At 72.0% G+C, this 25173-nt stretch carries 26 protein-coding genes; 17 read left to right on the top strand and 9 right to left on the bottom strand.

Going from position 1 to position 25173, the window contains the following annotated elements:
• Positions 1-10: 10 nt before the first annotated feature.
• Both ABT288_RS19185 and ABT288_RS19180 read right to left on the bottom strand, forming a co-directional pair.
• Positions 11-865, bottom strand: a complete 855-nt coding sequence (locus tag ABT288_RS19185) for a siderophore-interacting protein (protein ID WP_351608917.1) — start codon at positions 863-865, stop codon at positions 11-13.
• Positions 866-875: 10 nt separating this feature from the next.
• The gene (locus tag ABT288_RS19180; RefSeq protein WP_351608915.1) at positions 876-1919 is read right to left on the bottom strand and encodes an ABC transporter substrate-binding protein; all 1044 of its coding nucleotides are present in this window, start codon (positions 1917-1919) and stop codon (positions 876-878) included.
• 243 nt (positions 1920-2162) lie between these two features.
• Here ABT288_RS19180 and ABT288_RS19175 point away from each other — a divergent pair, with 243 nt between their 5' ends.
• The 3 genes from ABT288_RS19175 to ABT288_RS19165 all read left to right on the top strand — a co-directional run bounded on the left by ABT288_RS19175 (position 2163) and on the right by ABT288_RS19165 (position 4961).
• Positions 2163-3296: a polyprenyl synthetase family protein gene (locus tag ABT288_RS19175; RefSeq protein ID WP_351608912.1), complete on the top strand. Its 1134-nt coding sequence runs from the start codon at positions 2163-2165 to the stop codon at positions 3294-3296.
• Positions 3293-3985, top strand: coding sequence for a biliverdin-producing heme oxygenase (locus tag ABT288_RS19170; protein ID WP_351608910.1), 693 nt, complete (start codon positions 3293-3295; stop codon positions 3983-3985). The genes ABT288_RS19175 and ABT288_RS19170 overlap by 4 nt, the downstream gene beginning before the upstream one ends.
• 232 nt (positions 3986-4217) lie before the next feature.
• On the top strand, positions 4218-4961 hold the full coding sequence (locus ABT288_RS19165; RefSeq protein ID WP_351608907.1) for a dienelactone hydrolase family protein: 744 nt from the start codon (positions 4218-4220) through the stop codon (positions 4959-4961).
• Between the two features lie 54 nt (positions 4962-5015).
• Here ABT288_RS19165 and ABT288_RS19160 read toward each other — a convergent pair whose 3' ends face one another.
• Genes ABT288_RS19160 through ABT288_RS19145 form a run of 4 tightly spaced genes read right to left on the bottom strand, consistent with a single transcriptional unit; the run spans position 5016 to position 10667 of the window.
• The gene (locus tag ABT288_RS19160) at positions 5016-6176 is read right to left on the bottom strand and encodes an acyl-CoA dehydrogenase family protein (RefSeq protein WP_351608905.1); all 1161 of its coding nucleotides are present in this window, start codon (positions 6174-6176) and stop codon (positions 5016-5018) included.
• Positions 6177-6181: 5 nt separating this feature from the next.
• Complete coding sequence (locus ABT288_RS19155; protein WP_351608903.1) at positions 6182-7126, bottom strand: hydroxymethylglutaryl-CoA lyase; 945 nt, start codon at positions 7124-7126, stop codon at positions 6182-6184.
• A complete protein-coding gene (locus tag ABT288_RS19150; RefSeq protein WP_351608900.1) occupies positions 7123-9039 on the bottom strand; it encodes an ATP-binding protein in 1917 nt (638 codons plus the stop codon). The genes ABT288_RS19155 and ABT288_RS19150 overlap by 4 nt, the downstream gene beginning before the upstream one ends.
• Before the next feature lie 11 nt (positions 9040-9050).
• The gene (locus ABT288_RS19145; RefSeq protein WP_351608898.1) at positions 9051-10667 is read right to left on the bottom strand and encodes a carboxyl transferase domain-containing protein; all 1617 of its coding nucleotides are present in this window, start codon (positions 10665-10667) and stop codon (positions 9051-9053) included.
• Positions 10668-10774: 107 nt separating this feature from the next.
• On the opposite strand from ABT288_RS19145, the gene ABT288_RS19140 reads away from it, so the two are divergent.
• From ABT288_RS19140 to ABT288_RS19120, 5 genes are all read left to right on the top strand, one after another.
• Positions 10775-11374 (top strand): SACE_7040 family transcriptional regulator, encoded by a 600-nt coding sequence (locus ABT288_RS19140; RefSeq protein WP_351608895.1) that lies wholly within the window; start codon positions 10775-10777, stop codon positions 11372-11374.
• Between the two features lie 35 nt (positions 11375-11409).
• The gene (locus ABT288_RS19135; RefSeq protein WP_351608892.1) at positions 11410-11979 is read left to right on the top strand and encodes a Uma2 family endonuclease; all 570 of its coding nucleotides are present in this window, start codon (positions 11410-11412) and stop codon (positions 11977-11979) included.
• Positions 11980-12077: 98 nt separating this feature from the next.
• Positions 12078-13235: an acyl-CoA dehydrogenase family protein gene (locus ABT288_RS19130; RefSeq protein WP_158921020.1), complete on the top strand. Its 1158-nt coding sequence runs from the start codon at positions 12078-12080 to the stop codon at positions 13233-13235.
• Positions 13236-13282: 47 nt separating this feature from the next.
• Positions 13283-14161, top strand: a complete 879-nt coding sequence (locus ABT288_RS19125; protein ID WP_351608890.1) for an acyl-CoA thioesterase — start codon at positions 13283-13285, stop codon at positions 14159-14161.
• Between the two features lie 205 nt (positions 14162-14366).
• Positions 14367-14777: a hypothetical protein gene (locus tag ABT288_RS19120; protein ID WP_351608887.1), complete on the top strand. Its 411-nt coding sequence runs from the start codon at positions 14367-14369 to the stop codon at positions 14775-14777.
• Positions 14778-14861: 84 nt separating this feature from the next.
• Here the strand turns inward: ABT288_RS19120 and ABT288_RS19115 are convergent, their stop codons facing one another.
• Both ABT288_RS19115 and ABT288_RS19110 read right to left on the bottom strand, forming a co-directional pair.
• On the bottom strand, positions 14862-15650 hold the full coding sequence (locus tag ABT288_RS19115; protein WP_351608884.1) for a phosphatase: 789 nt from the start codon (positions 15648-15650) through the stop codon (positions 14862-14864).
• A gap of 97 nt (positions 15651-15747) precedes the next feature.
• Positions 15748-16440, bottom strand: coding sequence for a LuxR C-terminal-related transcriptional regulator (locus ABT288_RS19110; RefSeq protein ID WP_351608882.1), 693 nt, complete (start codon positions 16438-16440; stop codon positions 15748-15750).
• A 184-nt stretch (positions 16441-16624) separates the two neighbouring features.
• Between ABT288_RS19110 and ABT288_RS19105 the strand changes: the two genes are divergently transcribed.
• From ABT288_RS19105 to ABT288_RS19065, 9 genes are all read left to right on the top strand, one after another.
• Entirely contained in the window at positions 16625-17758 is a 1134-nt protein-coding gene (locus tag ABT288_RS19105) for a sensor histidine kinase (protein ID WP_351608879.1), read from the top strand.
• A 129-nt stretch (positions 17759-17887) separates the two neighbouring features.
• Entirely contained in the window at positions 17888-18790 is a 903-nt protein-coding gene (locus tag ABT288_RS19100; protein WP_351608876.1) for an ABC transporter ATP-binding protein, read from the top strand.
• Positions 18783-19535, top strand: coding sequence for an ABC transporter permease (locus ABT288_RS19095; RefSeq protein ID WP_351608873.1), 753 nt, complete (start codon positions 18783-18785; stop codon positions 19533-19535). Before ABT288_RS19100 ends, ABT288_RS19095 begins: the two co-directional genes overlap by 8 nt.
• 117 nt (positions 19536-19652) lie before the next feature.
• A complete protein-coding gene (locus ABT288_RS19090) occupies positions 19653-19781 on the top strand; it encodes an aborycin family tricyclic lasso peptide (protein ID WP_351608870.1) in 129 nt (42 codons plus the stop codon).
• Between the two features lie 57 nt (positions 19782-19838).
• Positions 19839-21650, top strand: a complete 1812-nt coding sequence (locus ABT288_RS19085; RefSeq protein WP_351608867.1) for a lasso peptide isopeptide bond-forming cyclase — start codon at positions 19839-19841, stop codon at positions 21648-21650.
• A complete protein-coding gene (locus tag ABT288_RS19080) occupies positions 21647-21910 on the top strand; it encodes a lasso peptide biosynthesis PqqD family chaperone (RefSeq protein ID WP_351608865.1) in 264 nt (87 codons plus the stop codon). The genes ABT288_RS19085 and ABT288_RS19080 overlap by 4 nt, the downstream gene beginning before the upstream one ends.
• Complete coding sequence (locus ABT288_RS19075; RefSeq protein ID WP_351608862.1) at positions 21907-22335, top strand: lasso peptide biosynthesis B2 protein; 429 nt, start codon at positions 21907-21909, stop codon at positions 22333-22335. The genes ABT288_RS19080 and ABT288_RS19075 overlap by 4 nt, the downstream gene beginning before the upstream one ends.
• On the top strand, positions 22332-22775 hold the full coding sequence (locus ABT288_RS19070) for an ABC transporter ATP-binding protein (RefSeq protein ID WP_351608860.1): 444 nt from the start codon (positions 22332-22334) through the stop codon (positions 22773-22775). Before ABT288_RS19075 ends, ABT288_RS19070 begins: the two co-directional genes overlap by 4 nt.
• Positions 22776-22876: 101 nt before the next feature.
• A complete protein-coding gene (locus ABT288_RS19065; RefSeq protein ID WP_351608857.1) occupies positions 22877-23551 on the top strand; it encodes a response regulator in 675 nt (224 codons plus the stop codon).
• 10 nt (positions 23552-23561) lie between these two features.
• On the opposite strand, the gene ABT288_RS19060 is transcribed toward ABT288_RS19065, so the two are convergent.
• The gene (locus tag ABT288_RS19060; protein ID WP_351608854.1) at positions 23562-25103 is read right to left on the bottom strand and encodes a PucR family transcriptional regulator; all 1542 of its coding nucleotides are present in this window, start codon (positions 25101-25103) and stop codon (positions 23562-23564) included.
• Positions 25104-25173 lie beyond the last annotated feature (70 nt).

The following is a 25173-nucleotide window of genomic DNA, read 5'->3' as shown; positions in this document are numbered from 1 at the left end:
CGCAAGGGAGTTACCCGGCCGCCCGCAGCTGGTCCTCGGCCATCCCCTGCCGCCAGTACCCGACGAAGGTCACCCGCCGCCGGTCGATCCCGCGCTCGCCGACGAAGTGCCGCCGCAGCGCCTTCACCTGCCCCGACTCACCGGCGATCCACACGTACGGCCGCCCGGCACGGGGAAGTCGGGCGGCTCGTACGGCGTCGACGGCCATGGGGGACCCGTCGTGCCGTACGAGCCACGTGATCTCCGCGTCCGCCTGTGTGCGCACGTCCTGGATGTCACCGGCGTGCGGCACCTCCAGCCAGGCCCGGGCGCAGGTGCCGGCGGGCAGGGACTCCAGGATGGCGGTCGCGGCCGGTACGGCGGTCTCGTCGCCGCACAGGACGACGAGGTCGGTGTCCTCGGGCGGGCGGAAGCGGATGGCGCGGTTGTCGGCGATCGCCGGACCGAGCAGCAGCACCCGGTCGCCGGGGGTGGCACGGGAGGCCCAGCGGGAGGCGGGGCCGGCGGGGGTGGGGGCGCCGGGTCCGATGCCGTGCAGCGCGAAGTCGATGTCGATCTCGACCGTGCTGCCCTCGGCGTCCCGGCGCAGGGACCGCAGCGTGTACGAACGCATCACCGCCCGTACGTCATCGGGCAGTTCACGCCAGGCCTGCCACCAGCCGTCCCCCAGGTCCAGGGGCACGACGGGCTCCGGCTGACCCGGATGCGGCAGGAACAGGGAGAGGGACTGGTCGCGCCCGTCGGAGTGGAACGCGTGCAGACCGGCTCCGCCGAAGGTGACGCGGACGAGAGACGGCCCCAGCCGCCTCGTCCGTACGACCTGCAGGGAGAAGAAGCGGAAGGGGGTGGCCACGGCCGTCGTCATCAGGGGCTCCTCAGCTGACCTTCTTGGCCTTCTCCAGGGCCTCGGCCAGGCTGTTCACAAGCGGCACGCACTTGTCGTACGAAAGGATCGGCTCGGGCGACCGGGCGATGACCTGCCCCGCCTTCACCGCGGGCAGCTTCTTCCACGTCGGCTTGGTGATGCCGGCCGGCTGGATCGCCGACGACCGGTCGTCCATCATGATGATGTCGGCCTTGTACTTGTCGACGTTCTCCCAGCTCAGCGACTCGTACCAGCCACCGCCCTGCTTCTTGGCGCTCTCCGGCGGCTCGACGAAGTTCACGCCCAGGGCCTTGAAGTACTCCAGGTCGATCGAGAGGTTGGTGCCGGAGACGTAGAACAGCGGGTCGCTGGCGCTGCCGGCCATCACCTTGATGTCCGGCTTGGCCTTGGCGGCGGCGCGCAGCCGGGCGGCCGCGGCCTCGAACCGCTTCCTGGCGTCGGCCACCTTCGCGGCCTTCATGTCCGCCCCCAGCGATTCGGCCAAGTCCCACATGCGCTGCAGCGGTTGGGTGAGCTGGCGGTCGTATACGGAGATGCCGATGCTGGGGGCCAGCTGGGCGATCTTCTTCTTCGACTCCTCGGGGACGTACCAGAGGGTGCCGGCGTCGTCGAACATCGTCGTGATCAGCAGGTCCGGCGCGAGCGAGGCGAACTTCTCGATGCTGAACTGGCCCCAGGCGTTGCCGAGGACGGTCACCTTGCTGACGTCCATGTCGCCGGCCTGGACGTCGGCCTTGCCGTCCTTGGTCGTCGGTCCGAAGACGCCCCTGACCTGGACGCCGTAGTCGTGGAGCGCGGCGCCGACACCGGTGAAGGCGACGATGTTCGTGGGGACCCTGTCGAGCTTCACGGTCGTGCCGCGGTCGTCCTTGAAGGACCAGGGCCCGGACTCGGCGGCCGTCGTGCCCTTGCCGGAGCCACTGTCTTTGCCCTTGCCGTCCCCGCAGGCGGCGAGCGCGGCGCCGAGTCCGACGGCGCCGCCGGCGGCGAGGAGGCCGCGGCGAGTGAGGTGGGTGGCACGGGCATGCGACATGGGTATGACTGCTTTCGAACGGGGCGGAGCGCCCGCCGGACAGGTTCGAAGGTAGGTTAGCCTAACCTTCCTTGATGTCCAGGAGGGGGCGGCTCACGCGTCCCGCGCGGGGCGAGCGAATCCGGTCAACTTCCGTCGTCCGCCTCGCTACTTCGCTTCTCCGCCATGGCCGTTTGGATCATGTCTCGCTACGTTGAGTCGCGCGTCGGCTGCTGTGAGGTGCCGATCGAGACGGAGGTGTGCGTGACAACGACGTCGAGCGACGTGCAGGTGGAGGCGGTGGTCCGGGAGGACGCCGCACTTCTGGAGGCGGACCTGGACCGGTTCCTCGCCACCCTGGCCCCGGTGCCGTCCGGCGCGGCGGACTCCGTCCGCGGCGCAGCCCTCGGGCGCGCCCTGTACGGACCGGTGGCCGACGCCGTCGGATCCAAGGCCGGCCAGGAGGCCCTGCGGCCCGCTCCCGGCGCGCCCGGCGGAGGACGACCGCTGCGGCCGTCGATGGTCTACTGGGCCTACCGCAACTACCGGGGGTTCGGCGCACCGGAGGCGGAGGGCGAGGGACTCGCCGCGGTCCGCCGGTCCGCCGTATCCGTCCGCGTCCTGCTGAAGGCCGCGGTCGCGCTCGACGACGTCCAGGACGGCAGCGCCGTCCGCTACGGCGAACCCGCGCTGCACAGCACCCACGGTGTGCCGCTCGCCGTCAACACCGGCTCGTGGCTGATCGCGGCCGCCCTGGCGCACGCGGCCGACCCCGCCGTCGTCGACAGCCTGCTCGCATCGGTGGCCCAGGGCTTCGAGGGGCAGGCCCTCGACATCGCCACCCGCTCCCCCCGCACCCGCGCCGAACTGGCCGACGCGCCGCACGAGGAGCGGGTCGCGTTCTGGGAGTCGATGGCCGCGCTGAAGACCGGAACGCTCTTCCGGATGCCGCTCGACGCGGCACTGGCCGCCCTGCGCGTCGTCGCGGACGAGCGCGACACCCTGAACGAGGCCATGCGCCAACTCGGGCTGGCCAGCCAGCTGTTCAACGACCTGACCGACTTCGTGCCCGAGTTCGCCGGCCCCCGCACCCACGAGGACTACGACGGTCTGAGCAACCGCGTCTTCCTGGAACTCCTCGACTCCGCGCCCCCGACCGGCCGCGCGGCACTGTCCGGCGAGCCGCTGCGCTCGTACGTCCTCGGCCATCCCGAACTCGACCGCACGCTCCTCGCCCTGTCCGCCGAGGCCGTCGAGCGCAAACAGGCCGCCAAGGACGCCGTCCGCCGCGTCTGCCGCTCCCCGCACAGCGCCGCATACTTCGACCTCACCGTCGAACGCAAGGGCCACCTCATCGACCGCCTCCACGACACCCTCGGGCACCGGAGCGCCGCATGACAACGACGGCATCGGCCCGGCTGCGCGCCGGCACCCGGGAGTGGCACGACGCCCTGGAGCGCACCGGCTTCGCCACCGCACTGTTCGCCGGCACCCTCCCCCTCGCCCGCTACACGGGCCAACTGGCCGCTCTGCGCCTGGTGCTGGGGGAGCTGGAGACGGAACTCTCCCGAGCCGCAGCCCCGTCCGTCGCCGGTCTGTGGGCGGCGGAGGACCTGCGGAAGGCCCCGCTGATCGAGCGCGATCTGCACCACTTCGCGGGCCGGGGCAGCACCCCCGGCCGGTGGCCCGCGGCGCACGCGGCGGCCTTCGCGGCGGACATCCGTACGACGGCGGCCGCGGACCCGCTCTCACTGCTGGGCTTCCTGTACGTCCTGGAGGGCTCCACCCTCGGCGCCCTGCACCTGTGCCGGTACGTCAGCCGTGCCTACGGCCTGCACGGCACCGGCGGCATCGCCTACTACGCGAGCGGCGACCGGGCCCGCTGGACCCGGTTCACCACCCGGCTGGACGGAGCCCTGGCCGACCCGGCCGCCCAGGACCGCGCCCTGGCCGCCGCCCTGCGGGCCTACCGGCACACGGCCCGCATCACCGGGGCCCTCTCGACCGGGCTGCCCCCGGCCGACGGGCCCGCGCAGCAGGGCGAGGCCGTTCTCGCCGGTCGCTCCCGCCGGCACCAGGCCGACTGAGTGGGCGTGGCGAAGGGTTCTGGCATCGGCTTCGGCCGGTCGGCTAGGTTGGGCGGCGATGACTACCGGGACGGCAGCGCGCCACACACGGATTGTTGACCCGGTGCTCTGCTGAGCGCCGAAGGGGCCGGTGCGGGCCCGCCGTCGGATCGAGGAGCCCGCACTGCGGCGCGGGCTCCGCCTCCTTCGTGTTGATCACAGGCTCGACACGTCAACCACGACAGGAGAACCCATGGCCACCAAGATGCTGCAGATCCCCACCGCGGACGGCCAGGCCGACGCCTTCGCCGCCTTCCCCGACGACGGCGAGCGGCACCCAGGGGTGCTGATGTACCCGGACGCCTTCGGCATCCGGCCCGTGCTGCGGGAGATGGCCGGCGAACTGGCCGGGCACGGGTACTACGTGCTCGTCCCCAACTTCTTCTACCGGCACGGCCCGACACCGGTGATCGAGCTTCCCGGGTTCATCGGGGGAGACGCCCGGCGCGAGCTCATCGCCCAGCTGATGCCCCTGATCGAGGCGCACACCACCGAACGTGCCCTGAGCGACGCCGACGCCTACCTCGGGTTCCTCACCGCCCAGCCGGAGGTCGGCGCCGGACCGGTCGCGGTGACCGGCTACTGCTTCGGCGGCCTCCTGGCGATGCGCACCGCCGCGGCCCACCCCGGCCAGGTGGCCGCCGTCGCCGAGTTCCACGGCCCCGTGGGCGCCGACGGGCCCGAGATGCACCGCCTCGTGTCCCAGCTCACCGCCGAGGTCCACCTCGGCCACGCCGAGACCGACATGACGCCCGAGGCCCTCGACGAGCTCAACCAGGCCCTGGGCGCCGCGGGTGTCGGCTACACCTCCGAGATCTACCCCGGCACCGTCCACGGCTTCACCATGTCCGACACCGACGCCTTCAACCCCGACGCACTGCAGCGCCACTGGGACTGCCTGCTGCCCCTCCTCGGCCGCACGCTGACCAAGAGCTGAGGCTCCGGCCCGGGTGAGGGCGGGCCCCGCTCGCCCTCACATCGGGCCGCTGCCTCAGCTCACCAGCCCCAGTTCCCGCGCGATCAGCATCCGCTGGACCTCGCTCGTGCCCTCGCCGATCTCCAGGATCTTGGAGTCGCGCCACATGCGGGCCACCGGGTACTCGTTCATGAAGCCGTAGCCGCCGTGGATCTGGGTGGCGTCCCGGGCGTTGTCGACGGCGACCGTGGAGGAGTAGAGCTTGGCGAGGGCCGCCTCCTTCTTGAAGGGTTCGCCCGCCACCAGACGGCTCGCCGCGTCGCGCCAGGCCAGGCGGGCCGTGTGGGCCTTCATCTCCATGTCGGCGATCTTGAACTGGATCGCCTGGTTCGCGCCGATCGGCCGGCCGAAGGCGTGGCGTTCCTTGGCGTACTTCACCGACTCGTCCACACAGCCCTGGGCCAGGCCCGTCGCGAGGGCCGCGATGGCGATCCGGCCCTCGTCCAGGATGCGCAGGAACTGGGCGTAGCCGCGGCCCTCCTCGCCGAGCAGGTTGGCGGCCGGGACACGGACATCGGCGAAGGACAGCTCACGGGTGTCGGAGGCGTTCCAGCCCACCTTGGAGTAGGGCGCCGCCACCGTGAAGCCGGGCGTGCCGGACGGCACGATGATCGCCGAGATCTGCGGCTTGCCGTCCGGCTTGCGGCCGGTCACGGCGGTCACCGTCACCAGGCCCGTGATGTCCGTGCCCGAGTTGGTGATGAAGCACTTGGTGCCGTTGATCACCCATTCGTTCGTGTCCGGGTCCAGGCGGGCCGTCGTACGGGTCGCCCCGGCGTCGCTGCCGCCGTCCGGCTCGGTCAGGCCGAACGCGCCCAGCATCTCGCCCGTGCAGAGGCGGGGCAGCCACTCGCGCTTCTGCTCCTCCGTGCCGAAGAGGTGCAGCGGCATGGCGCCCAGGGAGACACCCGCCTCGAGGGTGATCGCCACGGACGAGTCGACCCTCGCCAGTTCCTCCAGGGCGATGCCGAGCGCCAGATAGTCGCCGCCCATGCCGCCGTACTCCTCCGGGAACGGCAGCCCGAACAGGCCCATACGGCCCATCTCGCGGACGATCTCGTACGGGAACTCGTGCCGCTCGTAGAAGTCGCCGATCTTCGGCGCCACGACGTCGTGCGCGAACTCCTCCACCGTACGGCGGAGTTCCTCCAGCTCGGGGCTGAGACGGTGGTCCATGCTGATCACTGGTCCTTGTGGGAGAGGGCGCGGACGGTACGGGACGGGCTGGGCCGGTCCAGATGGGCGGCCATCCACACGCTCGTGGCGGTCAGACGGCCGAGGTCGACCCCGGTCTCGATGCCGAGTCCGTGCAGCATCCAGACGAGGTCCTCGGTGGCGAGGTTGCCGGTGGCGGACTTCGCGTACGGGCAGCCGCCGAGCCCGCCCGCCGAGGCGTCCACGGTGGTGACGCCGTGCTGCAGGGCGGCCAGGGTGTTGGCGAGCGCCTGGCCGTAGGTGTCGTGGAAGTGCACGCCGATCACGTTCGTCGGCACGCCCTTCTCGTTGAGGACGGAGAGCAGTTCGAGGACATGGCCCGCAGTGGCGACGCCGATCGTGTCGCCCAGGCTCAGCTCGTCGCAGCCCATGTCCCTCAGGGCCGTGCAGACGCGGGCCACCTGGTGGAGGGGGACCGCGCCCTCCCAGGGGTCGCCGAAGCACATCGACACATAGCCGCGCACGTGCACGCCCCGGTCCTTGGCCTGCCGCACCACCGGCGCGAACACGGCCAGCGACTCGTCCAGCGTGCGGTTGAGGTTGGCCTTCGCGAAGGACTCCGTGGCGCTGGCGAAGACGGCGACCCGGTCGGCACCGAGGGCCAGCGCCCGGTCCAGGCCGCGCTGGTTGGGCACCAGCACCGGCAGCTCGACCCCTTCGAGCCCGCCGAGCAGCGGGAACAGCTGCTCGGCGTCGGCCAGTTGCGGCACCCACCTGGGGTGCACGAAGCTCGTCGCCTCGATCGTCGTCAGGCCCGCGTCGGCGAGCCGGCGGATGAACTCCGCCTTGATCTCGGTCGGTACGGTCCGCTGCTCGTTCTGCAGCCCGTCACGCGCGCCGACCTCGTGGATCCGCACCCGCGCGGGCAGGTCCGAGGCCGGTACGACCATGGGGAGACCCTCGGCAGTCACTCCGCCACCTCCTCGTGGGGTGCGATCACGGCGAGCACCTGGTCCATGGCGACCGTCGCGCCCGGCGTCACGTCCAGCTCGGCGACCGTGCCGGCGTGCGGGGCGGAGATGACGTGCTCCATCTTCATCGCCTCCACCACCAGCAGGCTCTGGCCGGCGGTCACCTCGTCCCCGACGGCGACCTTCACCACGGTCACCGTGCCCGGCATGGGCGCGGTCAGGGAGTCGGCGCCCGCGTGCGCGGACCGGCTGAGGGACGCGGCCACCGGGTCGTGGTCCCGCACCTGCCAGGCGTCGCCGCCGCGGCCGATCCAGTCACCGGCCCGGTGGAAGGTGTGCCGGACACCGTCGAGGGTGACGCAGACCGTGGCGTCGGTGACGGTGGAGCTGCCGCGCGGGGTGTACGTCACCGGGTCCTGCACCCGGAGGTGGAAGGCGGGCGGCCTCGGGGTGCCGCCGAGCCGCCAGCCGCTCGGCACCGAGAAGGGGTCGGTCCAGCCGTCCGTACGCGGCTCCAGCGCCTTCGCGCGTACGGCCGCAGCCGCCTCGTACACCTCCTCCGGTACGTCCGTGGTGACCAGCTCCTCCACCACGCGCTCCACCAGCCCGGTGTCCAGGTCCCCTGCCACGACCGCCGGATGGGCCAGCAGCCGCCGCAGGAACCCCGCGTTGGTCTGCACGCCCAGCGTGACCGTCTCCCCGAGCGCCGCCCGGAGCTTGCGGAGCGCGGTCTCCCGGTCGGGGCCGTGGGCGATCACCTTGGACAGCATCGGGTCGTACAGGCTGCCCACCTCGGTGCCCTCGCTGAGCCCGGAGTCGGTGCGGACGCCGTCGCCCTGCGGCTCGTCCAGCAGCAGGACGGTGCCGCCGGAGGGCAGGAAGCCGCGGGCGGGGTCTTCCGCGCAGATCCGGGCCTCGACCGCGTGCCCGGTGAGCCTCACGTCCTCCTGGGCGAAGCCCAGCTTCTCCCCGGCCGCGACCCGCAGCTGCCACTCCACCAGGTCCAGGCCGGTGACGAGCTCGGTGACCGGGTGCTCCACCTGGAGGCGGGTGTTCATCTCCATGAAGTAGTACGCGGACGGGTCCCCGCCCGGCACGATGAACTCCACCGTGCCCGCGCCCCGGTACCCGCAGCTGCGGGCCGCCTGCACGGCCGCCTCGCCCATCGCCGCGCGCGTGGCCTCGTCGAGGAGCACGCTCGGCGCCTCCTCGATGATCTTCTGGTGCCGCCGCTGGAGCGAGCACTCGCGCTCGCCGAGGTGGACCACGTTGCCGTGGCCGTCGGCCAGCACCTGGATCTCGATGTGCCGGGGCCGGTCGATCCACCGCTCCACCAGCAGGGTGTCGTCGCCGAAGGAGGCGCGGGCCTCGCGGCGGGCGGCGGCGATCTCCTCCTCCAGCACGGTCATGTCCCGCACCAGCCGCATGCCCTTGCCACCACCGCCGGCGGAGGGCTTGAGCAGCACGGGCGCGCCCAACTCGAGGGCCGACCGGGCCAGTTCGGGGTCACGTCCGCCCGGCACCACCGGCACCCCGGCCGCCTGCACGGTCTCCTTGGCGCGGATCTTGTCGCCCATGAGCGCGATGGCGTCCGCGGGCGGGCCGATGAAGACGAGTCCCGCCTCCTCGCAGGCGCGCGCGAAGCCGGCGTTCTCGGCGAGGAAGCCGTACCCCGGGTGGACGGCCTGGGCGCCGGTGCGGGCGGCGGCGTCCAGAAGGCGGCCGACGGACAGATAGCTCTCGGCGGCCGGTGCCGGACCGATCCGTACCGCCGTGTCGGCCTCCCTGACGTGCCGCGCGTCGGCGTCGGCGTCGGAGAAGACCGCCACCGAGCGCACGCCCAGCGAGCGGAGCGTACGGATGACGCGTACGGCGATCTCGCCCCGGTTGGCGACCAGCACTGTGTCGAACACGGTTCCCCTCCTCACATCCGGAAGACGCCGAACTGGGGGTCCCCCAGAGGCGCGTTGGCGCAGGCGGTCAGGGCGAGGCCCAGCACCTGACGGGTCTCGAGCGGGTCGATCACGCCGTCGTCCCAGAGGCGGGCGGTGGCGTAGTAGGCATTGCCCTGGCGCTCGTACTGCGCGCGGATCGGCGCCTTGAAGGCCTCCTCGTCCTCGGCGGGCCAGGCCTCTCCCCGGGCCTCGAGCTGGTCGCGCTTGACCGTGGCGAGGACACTGGCGGCCTGCTCGCCGCCCATCACGGAGATCTTGGCGTTGGGCCACATCCACAGGAACCGGGGGGAGTAGGCCCGGCCGCACATCGAGTAGTTGCCCGCGCCGTACGAACCGCCGACCACCACCGTCAGCTTCGGCACGCGCGTGCACGCCACCGCCGTCACCATCTTGGCGCCGTGCTTGGCGATGCCGCCCGCCTCGTAGTCCCTGCCGACCATGAACCCGGAGATGTTCTGCAGGAACACCAGCGGGATCCCGCGCTGGTCGCACAGCTCGATGAAGTGGGCGCCCTTCTGGGCGGACTCGGAGAACAGGATGCCGTTGTTGGCGACGATCCCGACCGGGTGGCCGTGGATGCGGGCGAAGCCGGTGATCAGGGTCTGCCCGAACTCGCTCTTGAACTCGGCGAACCGCGAGCCGTCGACCACGCGCGCGATGATCTCGCGTACGTCGTAGGGGGTACGGGAGTCGACCGGGACGGCGCCGTAGAGCCCGTAGGGGTCCACCTTGGGCTCTGCCGCCGGCTGGACCTCCCAGGGCAGGGTCTGCCGGGCCGGGAGCGTGGCGACGATGTTCCGCACGATCCGGAGGGCGTGCGCGTCGTCCTCGGCGAGGTGGTCGGTGACCCCGGAGATCCGGGAGTGCACCTCGCCGCCGCCCAGCTCCTCCGCCGTGACGACCTCGCCGGTGGCGGCCTTCACCAGCGGAGGCCCGCCGAGGAAGATCGTCCCCTGATTGCGGACGATCACGGCCTCGTCGCTCATGGCGGGCACATACGCCCCGCCGGCCGTGCACGATCCGAGCACGGCGGCGATCTGCGGGATCCCGGCGCCGGACATCCGGGCCTGGTTGTAGAAGATCCGCCCGAAGTGGTCCCGGTCCGGGAAGACCTCGTCCTGCATGGGCAGGAAGGCGCCGCCGGAGTCCACGAGGTAGACGCACGGCAGGCGGTTGTCGAGGGCGATCTCCTGGGCGCGCAGGTGCTTCTTCACGGTCATCGGGTAGTACGTCCCCCCCTTCACCGTGGCGTCATTGGCGACGATCACGCACTCGCGCCCGCTGACCCGCCCGATCCCGGCGATCACCCCGGCGGCCGGGGCCTGCCCGTCGTACATCCCGTCTGCCGCCAGGGGCGCCAGCTCCAGGAACGGCGACCCCGGGTCGAGCAGCGTGTCCACCCTGTCCCTCGGCAGCAGCTTGCCCCGCGCGGTGTGCCGGGCGCGCGCCTTCTCGCCGCCACCGAGCGCCGCCGCGGCCAGCTTGGCGCGCAGCTCCTCGACGAGCGCGAGATGAGCCTGTTCATTGGCCCGCCAGGCCTCCGACGCGGGATCTGCCGCGCTCCGGAGCTCCGGTGCCTCCTGCATCCTGCGGTCCCCTCACCCGGTGATCGAACCTGCGATCCGCTGTTAATGAGCGTTAACCATTTCCTTCAGGTTAACGACCGCTAACCTCGCTGTCTAGAATTGCCTGCATGGTCACCAGAACCGACGCCCCGACCCGCCGCGAGCAGATCCTCAAGGAGGCCGCCCGGCTCTTCGCCGAGCGCGGCTTCCACGGCGTCGGCGTCGACGAGATAGGCGCCGCGGTCGGCATCAGCGGCCCCGGCCTGTACCGGCACTTCCCGGGCAAGGACGCGATGCTCGCCGAGCTGCTGGTCGGTATCAGCGGCCAGCTGCTGACGGGCGCCAAGCGCCGCCTGGCGGAGACCGACGGGGACGCCCGGCCCTCGGCGGTCCTGGACTCCCTCATCGAGGGCCACATCGACTTCGCCCTGGACGACCGTCCCCTCATCACCCTGCACGACCGCGAGCTGGACCGCCTGCGCGACAGCGACCGCAAGCTGGTGCGGCAGCTCCAGCGGCAGTACGTCGAGCTGTGGGTGGAGGTGGTCCGCGAGGTCTACCCGGGGCTGTCGGAACCGACGGCCCGCTCGGCCGTCCACTCGGTCTTCGGCCTGCTGAACTCCACACCACACCTGGGGCGCGCGGGGACCCTGCCGGGGCGGGGGGCCACGGCGGCGCTGCTGCACCGGATGGCTCGGGGGGCGTTCGAGGCGGCGGGGGAGGGGTGACGCGGTAGCCTGCGGCTGCTCACTACCCTCCGGGTGTGGAGTACGCGAAGATGCGCGCGATCGCCGAGGAGCTGGATGCCTGGTCCGAGCGGCTCGAAGGATCCTGGAGTGTCGAGATCGGACCGTCCGGTCCGCTGCTGGCCATGAGATGGCCGTCGCTGCGCCGACACGGTCTGCTGCGCCGCATTCGCGACCAGCTCGACCAGCAGGTCCGCGCCACTCATCCGGGCTGCGTCTGCGTGAACGGCCCTGAGATCGAGTATCCGGCGATGGGCCGTATGCGTCGGCCGGACGTCGTCGTGATCCCCGAGGCCCTCCTGGACGAGGAGGGGTTCGCCGTCGATGCGGCGCAGGTGCTCGCGGTGGTCGAGGTTCTCTCGCCGAACCCGCATCCCGGCTTCGGTGAGAAGCTCGATGACTACCCGGCCATGGGGATCGCCCTCTACATGATCGTCGACCCGCGCACCGGCACCGTCGAGGTCCACTCCGACCCGGTCAAGGGCCGTTACGCCCACACGGAGCCGTACATCTTCGGGGACTCGGTTCCGTTCGGCCCCTGGATGGTGAAGACCTCCGAGTTCCGCCGGTACGGGAAAGGCGACTGACCGGGGCCGTGGCCAAGCTCACCCTGGACGCGTCGTCGTACTCGCCGGTATCTTCGAATCTGAGCAAGCGCTTAGACAGGTACCTGGAGGTGGGCGGCGTGCGCCGTACGGTGTTCAACGAGGATCACGAGGCGTTCCGGGAGACCCTGCGCGCCTTCATCGAGGCCGAGGTCGTGCCGGTCTACGACGAGTGGTTCGCCGCCGGCCAGGCGCCGCGCGACTTCTACTACAAGCTCGGTGAGCTGGGCATCTTCGGCATCAACGTGCCGGAGGAGTTCGGCGGCGCGGGCCTGGACAGCCACAAGTTCGAGGCCGTCCTCTACGAGGAGACCGCGCGCGCGGGCGTCCAGTTCGGCGGCTCCGGCGTCCACGTGCTGCTCGCCCTGCCGTACATCAAGATGCTGGCCACGGACGAGCAGAAGAAGCGCTACCTGCCGAAGTTCGTCACCGGCGAGGAGATGTGGGCCATCGCGATGACCGAGCCGGGCACCGGCTCCGACCTCGCGGGCATGAAGTCCACCGCCAAGCTCTCCGAGGACGGCACGCACTACGTCCTCAACGGTGCCAAGACCTTCATCACCGGCGGCGTCCACGCCGACCGCGTCATCGTCTGCGCCCGTACCTCCGCGCCCACCGCCGAGGACCGCCGCCACGGCATCTCCCTGTTCGCCGTGGACACCAAGTCCGAGGGCTACTCCGTCGGCCGCAAGCTCGACAAGCTCGGCCTGAAGACCTCCGACACCGCCGAGCTGGCCTTCGTCGACGTCAAGGTCCCGGTCGAGGACCTGCTCGGCGAGGAGAACAAGGGCTTCTACTACCTCGGCCACAACCTGGCCTCCGAGCGCTGGGGCATCGCCTTCGGCGCCTACGCGCAGGCCAAGGCCGCCGTCCGGTTCGCCAAGCAGTACGTGCAGGAGCGCACCGTCTTCGGCAAGCCGGTCGCCCACTTCCAGAACACCAAGTTCGAGCTGGCCGCCTGCCAGGCCGAGGTGGACGCCGCCGAGGCCGTCGCCGACCGCGCGACCGAGGCCCTGGACGCCGGCGAGCTGACGCCCGCCGAGGCCGCCTCCGCCAAGCTGTTCTGCACCGAGGTCGCCCACCGCGTGATCGACCGCTGCCTGCAACTGCACGGCGGCTACGGCTACATGAACGAGTACCCGATAGCCCGCCTGTACGCGGACAACCGCGTCAACCGCATCTACGGCGGCACCAGCGAGATCATGAAGACGATCATCGCGAAGGACATGGGCCTGTAGGGCGGACCGGTCACCGCCGACATCACTGGCCTGTACAACTAGATGCCATGAGCCAGGCACTCCAGGATCTCCTCGATCTGCTCGATCTCGAGCAGATCGAGGAGAACATCTTCCGCGGCCAGTCCCGCTCCGCCGTCGTACCCCGTGTCTTCGGCGGCCAGGTCGCGGCACAGGCGCTGGTCGCCGCCGGGCGGACGGTCCCCGCCGACCGGCCCGCCCACTCGCTCCACGCCTACTTCCTGCGCCCGGGCGATCCCGGCGCGCCGATCGTCTACACCGTCGACCGCATCCGCGACGGCCGGTCCTTCACCACCCGCCGCGTGGTCGCCGTCCAGCACGGCAAGCCGATCTTCCACCTGTCGGCGTCCTTCCAGGTGTACGAGGAGGGGCTGGAGCACCAGGCACCCATGCCCGCCTCGCCCGACCCGGCGACCCTGCCCACCTCTCAGGAACGGCTGCGCGGCTACGACCACCTCGCCCCCGCGGTCGTCGAGAAGTTCCTCGAGGCCCGCGAGGCGATCGACCTCAGGTACGTGGAGGAGCCCCCGTACGGGCAGTTCGGCGCGCCGCGCGAGCCGCACTCACAGGTGTGGTTCCGCACCAACGGCAAGCTGGACTGTGCTTTTGACGAACCGTTGCTGCATGTCGTCCTCGCCACCTACGTCTCCGACATGACCCTCCTCGACTCCGTGCTGCTCGCGCACGGCCGCGGCGGCTGGGCGGTCGGGGACGTCGTCGGGGCCTCCCTGGACCACGCGATGTGGTTCCACCGCCCCTTCCGCGCCGACGAATGGCTGCTGTACGACCAGGAGTCGCCGTCCGCGCACGGCGGCCGCGGGCTCGGCCAGGCGCGCATCTACACACAGGACGGACGGCTCGCCATCACCGTCATCCAGGAGGGTGTCGTCCGCGTCCCGCGTGACTGATGTTGCCCCGAGGTGCCGAGTGGCCGGTGTGGCACTAGTCTCTATGAGTGAGCGCCGCAGCACACGGTGTAACCGGCCGTTCCTCTGCGGTGACACCTGAAGAGCGCGCCGTGACGTCCCCCTCAGTGAGCACGGCGCTGACCATCCGCCCCGTGTCTTCCTCATGGAGCCGCGGGAAATGATGGCAACAGAAGGGTAGCTTCCCATGCGAGCACAGCGCGTCAAGCGTTACGTCGTGATGTCCGCGGCAGGTTTCCTGCTGGCGGGCGGAGTCACAATCGGCACGGCAGGCACCGCCTCTGCGGCCCCTGCACAGCACAACCTCAGTGTCCACACCCGGCTCGTCGACTGCGGTTGTGGTTGGGGTCGGCACCACCGCCGCCACCACCACCGCGGCGGTTGGGGCTGGGGCGGCCGCTGGGGTGGCTGGGGCTGGGGCTGGGGCAATGGCAACTGGGGCAACGGCAACTGGGGCAACGGCAACGGTGGCTGGAGCAACAGCGGCAAGAGCAGCAACACCAGCAGCAACACCAGCAGTGGCAAGAGCAGCAGCAGTAGCAGCAGTAGCAGCCACGCCAGCAACAGCAGTACCAGCATGAGCAGCGGCAGCAGCTGATCCGGTGCCGGTCGCGTCCACACTGTGCGGCTCCGCGTGCGGGGCCGCACAGTGCCGCGCCGGCGGACGGCGTTCGGGAGCCGGTCAGGAAAGGCCGGCCGCCGCCAGCAGATACGCCGTCAACGGGTCGTAGTGACGGGGGCTCACCACATGGTCGTCGAGCGGTACGACGACCTGGAGGGTGCCCTCGGACTCGGCGAGGAACAGCGCCGGGTCGTTGCAGTCGGCGTATCCCACCGAGTCCAGGCCGTGCTGTCCCGCGTAGCCCGCCCACCCGTGGTCGGCGACGACCAGGTCCGGCAGGGGCCGCCCCTCCCGCTCAAGTCCCGTGAGAATCGCCCGCATCGGCTCTCCGGAGTGGGTGTGCCACAGCGTCGCCCCGTGCTCCAGCACCGCCACGTCCGCGAACTGCATGACGTACCCCTCGTCCGTCTGCAGCCCGTCCGGGATGACCACGATCTCGCAGCCGGCGGCGCGCAGCGCGGCGGCCGTGGCCCGGTGCACGTCCAGCAGACCCCCCGGGTGCCCGGTCGCGAACAGCACCCGCTGCCGGTCCTCGGCCGCCTTGCGCAGCCGCGCCGCCATCCGCTCCAGCGCGTCCACCGTCAGCTCGGGGTCGATGGTGTCCTGTCCGTACCGGTACTCGGGATCGTCGTTGACGCCGACCCTCTCCGCCATCACCGCGAGCACGTCCTGCTCGTCCGTCCAGCGGTCGCCCAGCTCCAGGCCGAGCCAGAAGTTGCGGACACCGTTGGCGAGCTGACGGTAGTGGGAGAGGTTGTTCTCGCGGGGCGTGGCGACGTCCCCCGCGATACGGGTCCTCACCAGGTGGTCGACGAGCTGGGCGCGGCTGGGTGTCCCGGATATCGGCATGCCTCCTATTGTGAGGCAGCGTACGACGGCCGTCCTCGCGGTACCGGCGGGTGGGACGGGGGTCACCCCGGCGGACCGGCTCGGCGGCGCCCGGTCGTCAGGCGCGCTGTGGCGCCACCGCGTCCGGCCGCGCGCCCAGCCCGGCGTCGCGGGCGCGCAGCACCGCCGCTGCCCGGTCGTGCACCTCCAGTTTGGTGAAGATGCGCGAGACGTAGTTGCGTATGGTCTTCTCGGCCAGGAAGAGAGTGCGGGCGATCTGCCGATTGCTCATGCCGCCCGCGAGCAGTTCCAGGATCTCCGTCTCCCTGCTGGTCAGATGGGTCAGCTCCGCCGGCTCCGGGACGCCGCGCACACCGGCGAAATAGCTGCTGAACCGGGCCGCTATCGACGGGCTGAACGCCGCGCCCCCGCGAGCCACGATCTGCAGGGACTGCAGCAGTTCCTCGGACGACGCGATCCGCGCGAGGTAGCCGTTCACGCCGAGGCGCAGGGCGGAGAGGATGACATCGTCGTAGTCCTTCTGCGACACCACGACGATGCGCGGCCGGGTCCGCTGCAGGCGATACCGGGACACGATCCCCGTGACATCCCTGGAGATGGCTCTCTTCGACGGCGGCTCGCCGAGGATCACCACGTCCGGCTGCAGCACGCTGTCCTCGAGACATCGCAGACCACGGGACTCGTCCGCGGCCGTGCCGATGAGACGGAAGCCGTCGTCCTGCTCGACGATCGCCTCCAGTCCCGCCAGGGCGACCGGGTCCTCACTGAGGATGAACAGGTTGAACCGCATGGTTCCCTACCCCCGTTGGAACGATTCTGCGTGAATGGGGCAAGCCTAGGGTGACGGTCGACGGCGGTCATGGTGACGATCTGGCCGTTGGCATCCCCCGGTGGCCGACTCGGGGCGCACCGCGCCGGCACAACCCCGGGCGGATGGTTGGACGTTGCGCCGGCCGAACGCATACGTTCAGGGCATGGGAGACGCCTCGCGCCGACACCTGATCCTCCTCGACGGGGTGGCCGCCCTCGGCTTCGCCCTGCTCCCTCAGCTGTCGGTGGTGCGGCCGGACACCGGGAGCGGGCCGGGCGGGACCACGGCCTGGCTGCTCTCGCTCGCCACCGCGCTGCCGCTCGCCGTCCGGCGGCTGTGGCCCGTCCCGGTCCTCGCGCTCGTCCTCACCGCCTCCTGCGCGGCGTCGGCGGCCGGACTCGGCCCGGCCGTCTTCCTCGCCGCCGCCTACGCCCTGTACCTGGTCGCGTCGACCCGGCCACGCAGGCCGGGCCGCTCGGCCGTCGTGATCGGTACGGCGAGCGCGGCCGGCGCGGCCCTGCTCACGGTGACCGGCGGGCAGCACTACGAGGGCGGTACCCGGGCGGTGCAACTGCTGTTCGGGATGCTCGCGCTGGGTGCCACCTGGGCGGCGGGAGCGGCCGTGCGGGAGCGGCGGGAGAGCCTGCGCCGGGCCATCGAGCAGGCGACCGAGCAGGCGAAGGTCGAGGAGCGCATGCGTATAGCCCGGGACCTGCATGACGTCGTCACGCACAGCGTGGGCCTGATCGCGATCAAGGCCGGCGTGGCCAACCACGTGGTCGCCACCCGCCCCGAGGAAGCCCGCGAGGCCCTTGCGGTCATCGAGGACGTCAGCCGCAGGGCGTTGCGCGACATGCGGGCCACCCTCAAGGTGCTGCGCCGGGAGCCGGGCGACGGCGAGCAGGACCTGCGGCCGGTCCGGGGCCTGGCGGACCTGCCCTTGCTGGTCCGCACGGCCGAGGCGGCGGGCGTACGCGTCGAACTGCGGTCCGACCAGGCGGAAGAACCCCCCGGCGGGGTCGCGCTGGCCGCGTACCGGATCGTCCAGGAGGCGCTGACCAACGTCGTCAAACACGCCGCTCCCACCCGATGCCTGGTCCAACTCGCCGCCGTGGACGGAACGCTGACGATCGAGGTCACCGACGACGGCCCTGGTCACGGGCACCGGCCCGCCGTGCCCGGCAGCGGTATGGGCCTGGTCGGCATGAAGGAACGGGCCGCGGCGCACGGCGGGACCCTCACCGCCGGTCCCCGCCCCGGCGCCGGATTCCGGGTCCGCGCGACCCTGCCGTACTGAGGCGAGCGCACCCCGGATATGTCCTGAACTCGGTTCATACCCAGGTATGAGTCCGGCTCGCGGAACCGGCCGCGACGGTCCCGACCCCGGTCCGATGTGCCCGGTGACGGCCGCCGCCAGACTCGTCCCGTGATTGACGTCCAGAACCTGACGAAACGGTATGGGCAGGCCACCGTCGTGGACGGCCTCACCTTCACGGTGCGGCCCGGATCCGTCACCGGCTTCCTCGGTCCCAACGGCGCGGGGAAGTCGACGACGATGCGGATGATGCTCGGCCTGACCCGCCCGGACGCCGGCTCCGCACGGATCGACGGGCACGCCTACCGCGAACTGACCCATCCGCTCCGGCACGTCGGCGCGCTGCTGGAGACCTCGGCCCCGCACCGCAGCCTGACCGCACGCGATCATCTGCGGTGGCTCGCCCAGAGCAACCGGATCGGCCGCGGCCGGGTCCGGGAGGTCCTGGAGGCGGTCGGACTCGAGGACGCCGCCCGGCGCCGGATCGGCACCTTCTCCCTCGGCATGGGACAGCGCCTCGGGCTGGCCGCCGCCCTGCTCGGTGACCCACCCGTGCTGGTCCTCGACGAACCGGTCAACGGCCTGGACACCGAGGGCATTCGGTGGCTGCGGGGACTGCTGCGCTCGATGGCCGACGAGGGCCGCACCGTACTCGTCTCCAGCCATCTGATGACGGAGATGTCCATGGTCGCCGACCACCTGATCGTCATCAGCCGCGGCCGGCTCCTCGCGGACACGGGCATGTCGGACTTCATCCAGCGTCACGGGCGGCCGTACGTACGGGTGCGCACCCCGCGAGCCGACGGGCTCGGCCGGGAGCTGCGACGCCACGGCGCCTCCCTGACCCGTACGGCGGACGGCGCCCTGGACGTCGTCGGCCTGCAGGCCGCGGAGATCAGCCGGCTCGCGGCGGCGGGCGGCTTCCCGCTCGACGAACTGAGCACCCATGCGGGCTCCCTGGAGGAGACCTTCCTCGGAGTCATCGGCGAGGGAGGACACAGCACCCATGTCTGAGACACTCGCGGCCGTCCGGGCCGAGACCACCAAGCTGCGCGGGATCCGCGGCACCCAGCTGACGCTGCTGCTGTTCGCCGTGATCAGTGTGCTCGTCGCCGCTCTGGACGGCTGGTCCGCCAAGAACGCGCTGGACTCCGGCAACCACAATCTGCGCTCGGACTTCACCCCCCAGCAGGCCGGCCTGGACGGCATCCTCTACGGCCAGCTGGCTCTGATCGTGTTCGGGGTGCTCGTCGTGACGAGCGAGTACACCTCCGGCATGATGCGGGTCTCCCTGCTCGCCGTGCCCCGGCGCGGCAGGCTCTACCTGGCGAAGATCGCCGTCACCACCGCGACCGCGGTGGCCGTCTCCGTGCCCGTCACGGTGCTCGGCTACCTGGTCACCCAGTCCGCGCTCGGCTCGCACGGTGCCTCGATCGGCGCGAGTGGGGTGCCCCGCGCCCTGGCCGGCGCCGTCGTCTACCTGACCCTGATGTGCCTGTTCGCGGCCGGCACGGCGGCCATCGCCCGCAACGCGGTGATCCCGCTCGCCGTCCTGCTGCCCATGGTGCTCGCCGGGACGCAGATCCTGTCCGTCCTCGGCGCGACCAAGAGGCTGGCCCGCTACTTCCCCGACCAGGCCGGACGGGAACTGCTCAAGGTCGACTCGCCGCACACCGCCTTCGGCGTCGCCGTCCTGCTCGCCTGGACGCTCGCTGCACTCGCCTGGGGCTGGGTCCGCCACCACCGCTGGGACAACTGACGGGACAGCCCCGGGACGCCTGCCCCACGCGGACGGGACGCACGGCCCCGTAGTTTCCGTGGCAGATCAAACAGGCCGAAAAAGTCGGCCTGACCGATCCGAAACGGGAGGTCACCCATGTCCGCGATCTACGAGCCCCCCATGCTGCAGGAAGTCGGCGACTTCGACGAGCTCACCAAGTGCCTCGGCGTCGGAAGCTGCAACGACTTCGCCGGCTGCGGCTACGCGGTCGTCTGCTTCTGGTGATCACATCCGGTGCCGGTGCGCTCGCGCGCACCGGCACCGCCGGGGGAACGAGGCGACATGGAATTCGTGGTTCTTCCGGACTGCCCGGCCGCCGCCCGGCTGGCCGGACGGTTGCGGGCGGCACACCGCATCGATCACGCGTCGGGGCGGCCCTGGATCATCGGTGACTGGCCCGAGGACACGGTCACCACCATCGAGGCGGGCCCGCGGCGGATGGTGCTGCTGGGACACACCCGGCCGGACGAGAACGCCACGCCGGCCGCGCTCGGCCGGCTGCGCTCACTGCACGACGGCGACCGGATCGCGTCCCGGCTGCGGGGCGTCTTCCACCTGGCCGTGTCCCTGGACGGCAGGACCCGGGTGCAGGGATCGGTCCTGGGCGTACGGCAGATCTTCACGGCCCGGGCCGGCGGCGTCACGGTCGCCGCGAGCGGTGTGGCGCCGCTGCTGCGGCTCACCGGCGCAAGCCTCGACGAGACCCTGCTCGCCGCCCGCCTGCTGGCGCCCGGCGGCGCCCCCTGGCCGCTCGCCCAGCGCCCCGTCCGCCGGGGCGTCGAAGCGGTCACCACCGGCCACTGGCTGGAACTGGACCGTGACGGGCGGGCCCGGCAGATTCGCTGGTGGAGCCTGCCCGAGGCGTCCCGCACGCTGGCACAGGGCGCGGCGGCCGTCCGCTCGGCGCTGGACGACGCCATCGGCGCCCGCGTGGCCCCGGGCCGGATCCTCAGTGCCGACCTGTCCGGCGGCCTGGACTCCACTTCGCTGTGCTTCCTCGCCCAGGCGGCCGGCGCCGACCTGGTGACCTGCCACGTGACGCCGCTCGACAGCGCCAACGCGGACACCTTCTGGGCCCACAGGGCCGCGGAACGGCTCCCGGCGGCCCGGCACCACACCCTGTCCGCCGAACGCGCCGAGAACCTCTTCGACGTCGGCTACACCGCCGACCTCGCGGGCGCGGCCCCGGAGGGCCCCTCGACCTGGGCCTCCGGTCTCGCCCACGTCCAGGACCTGGCCAAGCGGGCCACGGCGGAGGGCGCGTCACTGCATCTGACCGGCTTCGGCGGCGACGAACTGTTCGGCCGGATGCCCGCCTGCGCCTGGTCCCTGGCCCGTGCCGCCCCGGTCGGCGGTCTGCGGCTGGTCAACCGCTACCGGCTGGCCAACCGCTGGCCCTGGCGGGCGACCGTACGAGCGCTGCTGGACCGGTCGACGTACCGGCAGAACCTCGCCGGGGTCGCCGCCCGCATCAGCGCCCCGCCACCGCCGGTCGACGAACCCGACTTCGGCTGGGTGTTCCCGCCCCGCATGCCTTCCTGGGCGACCCCGGACGCCGTGGCCGCGGTCCGCGATCTGATCGTCGCCGCCGCCACCGAGGGCCCCGGGCCGCTGGACGGCGACCGGGCCAGGCACCAGGCGCTCGCCTCGCTCGTCTTCGAGGGAACCACCGTCCGCCAGGTCAACACCGCCCTCACCGGCTCCGGCATCGCCTGGGACGCGCCGTTCCTCGACGACCGGGTGGTGGAGGCCGCGCTCAGCACCCGCATCGACCAGCGGCTGGCACCCGGGCGGTTCAAACCACTGCTCACCTCGGCCCTGCACGGCTTCGTCCCCGGCGACCTCCTGGACCGCCGCGACAAGGGCGAGTTCAGCGCCGAGGCGTTCCGCGGGCTGGCCCGCAACCGGGCCCGGATCCTCTCGCTGTGCGAGGACTCGCAGCTCGCCGGACTCGGGCTCATCGACCCGGAGGCCTTCCGGTCCGCGGTCCTCAATCCCGGGCCGATGTCCCGTCATCTCCAGCCGATCGACACCACGGTGGCGTGCGAGAGCTGGCTGCGCACCCATCCCGAGCCGCAGGGAGAACTCCGATGAAGCTGACCCTCGCCCGCGACGTCACCCTGACCGAGGTCGACTCGGGGGCCGTGCTGCTCGACGGGCGCCGGGGCCGCTACTGGCAGCTGAACCGGTCCGGGGCCGGCGTGCTGCGCCGGCTGCTCGACGGCGAGGCACCCGACGCGGCCGCCGTGAGCCTGACCGCCACGGCCCCGGTCGGCGACGACCGGGCCCGGCAGGACGTCCAGGCCCTCATCGACGCGCTCCGAGCCGCCAATCTCGTGGAGGTCGCCCCGTGACCACACCGGCCGTCGCCGAACAGGCCCCGCGACTTCCCCTGCACCGGCAGCTCGCCCCGCGCTGCGCGGCCGGCGCGGCACGCCTGCTGGTCCGGCTGCCCCCGGCCCGGCTGCATCGCGTTCTGCGTGTCGTCAGCCGGGGCGCCCGTCCCGCCGGGTACGCGCAGGCCGCGCGAGCCCGGCGGTCCGTCGTCTTCGTCAGCACGCGTTGCGCGGGCCTCGGCTGCCTCCAGCGGTCCGTGGCCACCGTGCTGCTGTGCCGGGCCCGTGGCCGATGGCCCGACTGGTGCACCGGTTTCCGTACCGAGCCGTTCGGCGCCCACGCCTGGGTGGAGGCGGACGGACGGCCGGTGGACGAACCCGGCGAGCTGAGCGTCTTCCGCACCGTCCTGGCGGTGCGCTGCCCCGACCGGAGCGGCTCATGACCGCGATCCATGCCGAGGGCCTCTACGCGTACTACGGCACCACGGCGGCCGTGAACGGCCTCGACCTGACCGTGCCCACCGGCAGCATGTACGGCTTCCTGGGGCCGAACGGCGCCGGCAAGACCACCACCATCAACATGCTGATCACCCTGCTGCGGCCCACCGCGGGCCGCGCCGAGGTGGCCGGCTACGACGTCGCCGCACGGCCCGCCGAGGTCCGGCGCCGGATCGGCGTCGTGTTCCAGGAGTCGACCCTGGACCTGGACCTCACCGCCGTGGAGAACCTGCGGTTCCAGGCCGACCTGTGCGGGCTGCCGCGCCGCGCGGCACGCGACGCGATCGCCTCGCTGCTGGAACTGATGGACCTGAGCGAACGCGGCCGGGTGCCGGTACGGCAGTTCTCCACCGGCAAGCCGACGACGGCATCGGGGATCTGCTGATCGACTTGGCCTGAAGTGGCGTACGCGCGAACTGAGTTACCCGAACAACCCGGCTAAACTGCCGCATAACCTTCATGGGCGGACGAGCAGGGAACACGGAGATGGCCGAGGCGGTGCGCGTGCTGATCGCGGACGATCAGGCGCTGTTGCGGGGCAGCTTTCGTGTCCTGGTGGACTCCACCCCCGGGATGGAGGTCGTCGGCGAGGCGGCCGACGGCGCCGCGACCGTCCGGCTCGCCCGTGAGCTCACCCCGGACGTCGTCCTGATGGATCTGCGCATGCCGGTCATGGACGGCATCGCGGCCACCCGGGAGATCTGTTCCGACCCCACGCTGTCCGGCGTCCGGGTGCTCGCCCTCACCATGTTCGACATGGACGAATACGTCTATCCGGCGCTGCAGGCCGGCGCCAGCGGCTTCATGCTGAAGGACGCCTCACCGTCCGACCTGGTCAACGGCATCCGGGTCATCGCCACCGGCGAGGGAGTCCTGGCTCCCAGTGTCACCCGGCGTCTGATCGCGAACTTCTCCCGCCGCGGCGAGCCGGCTCGCCCGGCCCCGCGGGTCGTCGGGCTCACCAAGCGGGAACAGGAAGTCCTGGTGCTGATCGCCAACGGGCTGTCCAACGCGGAGATCTCCGAACGTCTCGTCGTCAGCATGCCGACGGTGAAGACCCATGTCGGCAGCCTCCTGGCCAAACTGCACGCCCGGGACCGCGCGCAGCTGGTCATCATCGCCTACGAGAGCGGCCTGGCCGAGCGCGGCATGCCGAGATGACCGCGGCGGTTCAGCTGTGCCGCAGCGCGAACCACAGCTCCATGCGCACGTCCGGGTCGTCCAGGTCGGTGTCCAACAGGGCGGCGCAGCGCGCGATGCGCTGCCGCACGGTGTTGCGGTGCACCTCCAGCGCCACCGCCGTTCGGTCCCAACTGCCGTGCAGTGCCAGCCAGTTGCGCAGGGTCTCGGTGAGCTCGGGGCGGCCGGAGAGGGGGGCGAGCAGCGCGTGGGCGTGTGCCTCGGCGTCCGCCCGCGGCACCAGGTCCTCCAGCCCCGGCCGGGCACCGTGCCGGATCAGCGGGGTGCGGGTGGCGCGGGCCCGGGCGAGCGCACGGCCCGCCTGCGCATCGGCGGCCTGCCACTCGGACGCCTCCACGGCGGCGCTCACCCCGAGCGTCCAGCCGGCCTGTGGCTCCGGCACCCGTCCGCCCGGCACCAGTACCCGTACGACGTCGTGCCCGAGGTCGACCAGCGGCGAGCCCAGCGCGGCCCCGAGCGCGGACGCGGCGACGGCATCGGGCAGCTGAGTCTCCGGCCGGGCGTGCACGATCAGCCACCTTCCGGTGCCGAGCAGCGGGGCCACCCGCTCGGGCGGGGAGCCCAGCAACAGCCGTACCAGAGCGGAGGAACGGGCGGCACCGGCGCCGCTGTGGTGCTCACCGGTCAGCAGGGACAGCAGTACGGCGGCGACGGAGGCGATGGTGTGGTCGCCGGGGTCGCGCCGGGCCGTGGCCACGCCGAGCACGAACCCTTCGCCGGCGCCGAGGGCGTAGACGGCCAGGTGGATGTCGCCGACGGTGTCGGTGGCGGAGGTGGCCCTGGGCGCCGTACGCCCCGTGGGCCGCACCACGCCCGACAGCTCCGCGAGCGCCCCCCGCACCCCCGTCGCCGGCTCCCGGCCCGCCGCCGCGACCCCGCTGCCGTCGGGGCCGTACAGCACCGCGTGCCCGGCCAGGCGCTGGGCCAGCCGGCGCAGCACCGAAGGCACCGGATCCGGGCTGGAGGCGGCCGCCGCGAGGCTCTGCTGGGCCTCCGTGACGCGGCGGAGTTCCGCCAGGCGGGCCTGGGCCATCAGCTGCCACACCGCGCGGGCCACCCCGGAGAAGGTGGTCTGGGGCGGGACCTCCAGGAGGGGCAGGCCGTGGTGGTCGCAGGCCGCCACCAGGGCGCGCGGGACCGTGTCGTGCACCGGGGCCAGGCCGAAGCCGAGGGCCGCGCCGCCCGCCGCGACGATCCGGGAGACGTAATCGTCGAAGTAGTCCCCCAGTCTCGAATTCGCTCGACCGGGGGCGCCCCCATCCGAACCCGCCGCCTCAGGGACGTGCACCCCGGCCGTGAGGAGCAGCTCTCCGCCCAGCAGATACGGGTACGGGTCGGCCATCTCCGAGGTGTGCGCCCAGTGGATCACGGTCCCCCGGTCTTCCGGGCCCGCGATCTGGCGCAGGGCGAGATCCTCGCGGGCCAGCAGGGCCGAGAGCGGTACCGGTGGGGTCGGTGGGACCGCCGGGGTGACCGGGGCGGTTGTTTCCGGCATGGTGTGCGTTCCCTCCATCCGCGCCCCTTCATATGGATGAAACGTACACTTCGCAGTCGCTTTCCGGCCACCTACTGTCGATGGACAT

Source organism: Streptomyces sp. NPDC001093 (assembly GCF_040298985.1).
Classification (GTDB): Bacteria; Actinomycetota; Actinomycetes; order Streptomycetales; family Streptomycetaceae; genus Streptomyces.
The sequence above is the reverse complement of the archived record's forward strand: the minus strand, read 5'-3'. Positions and strand labels throughout refer to the sequence as shown.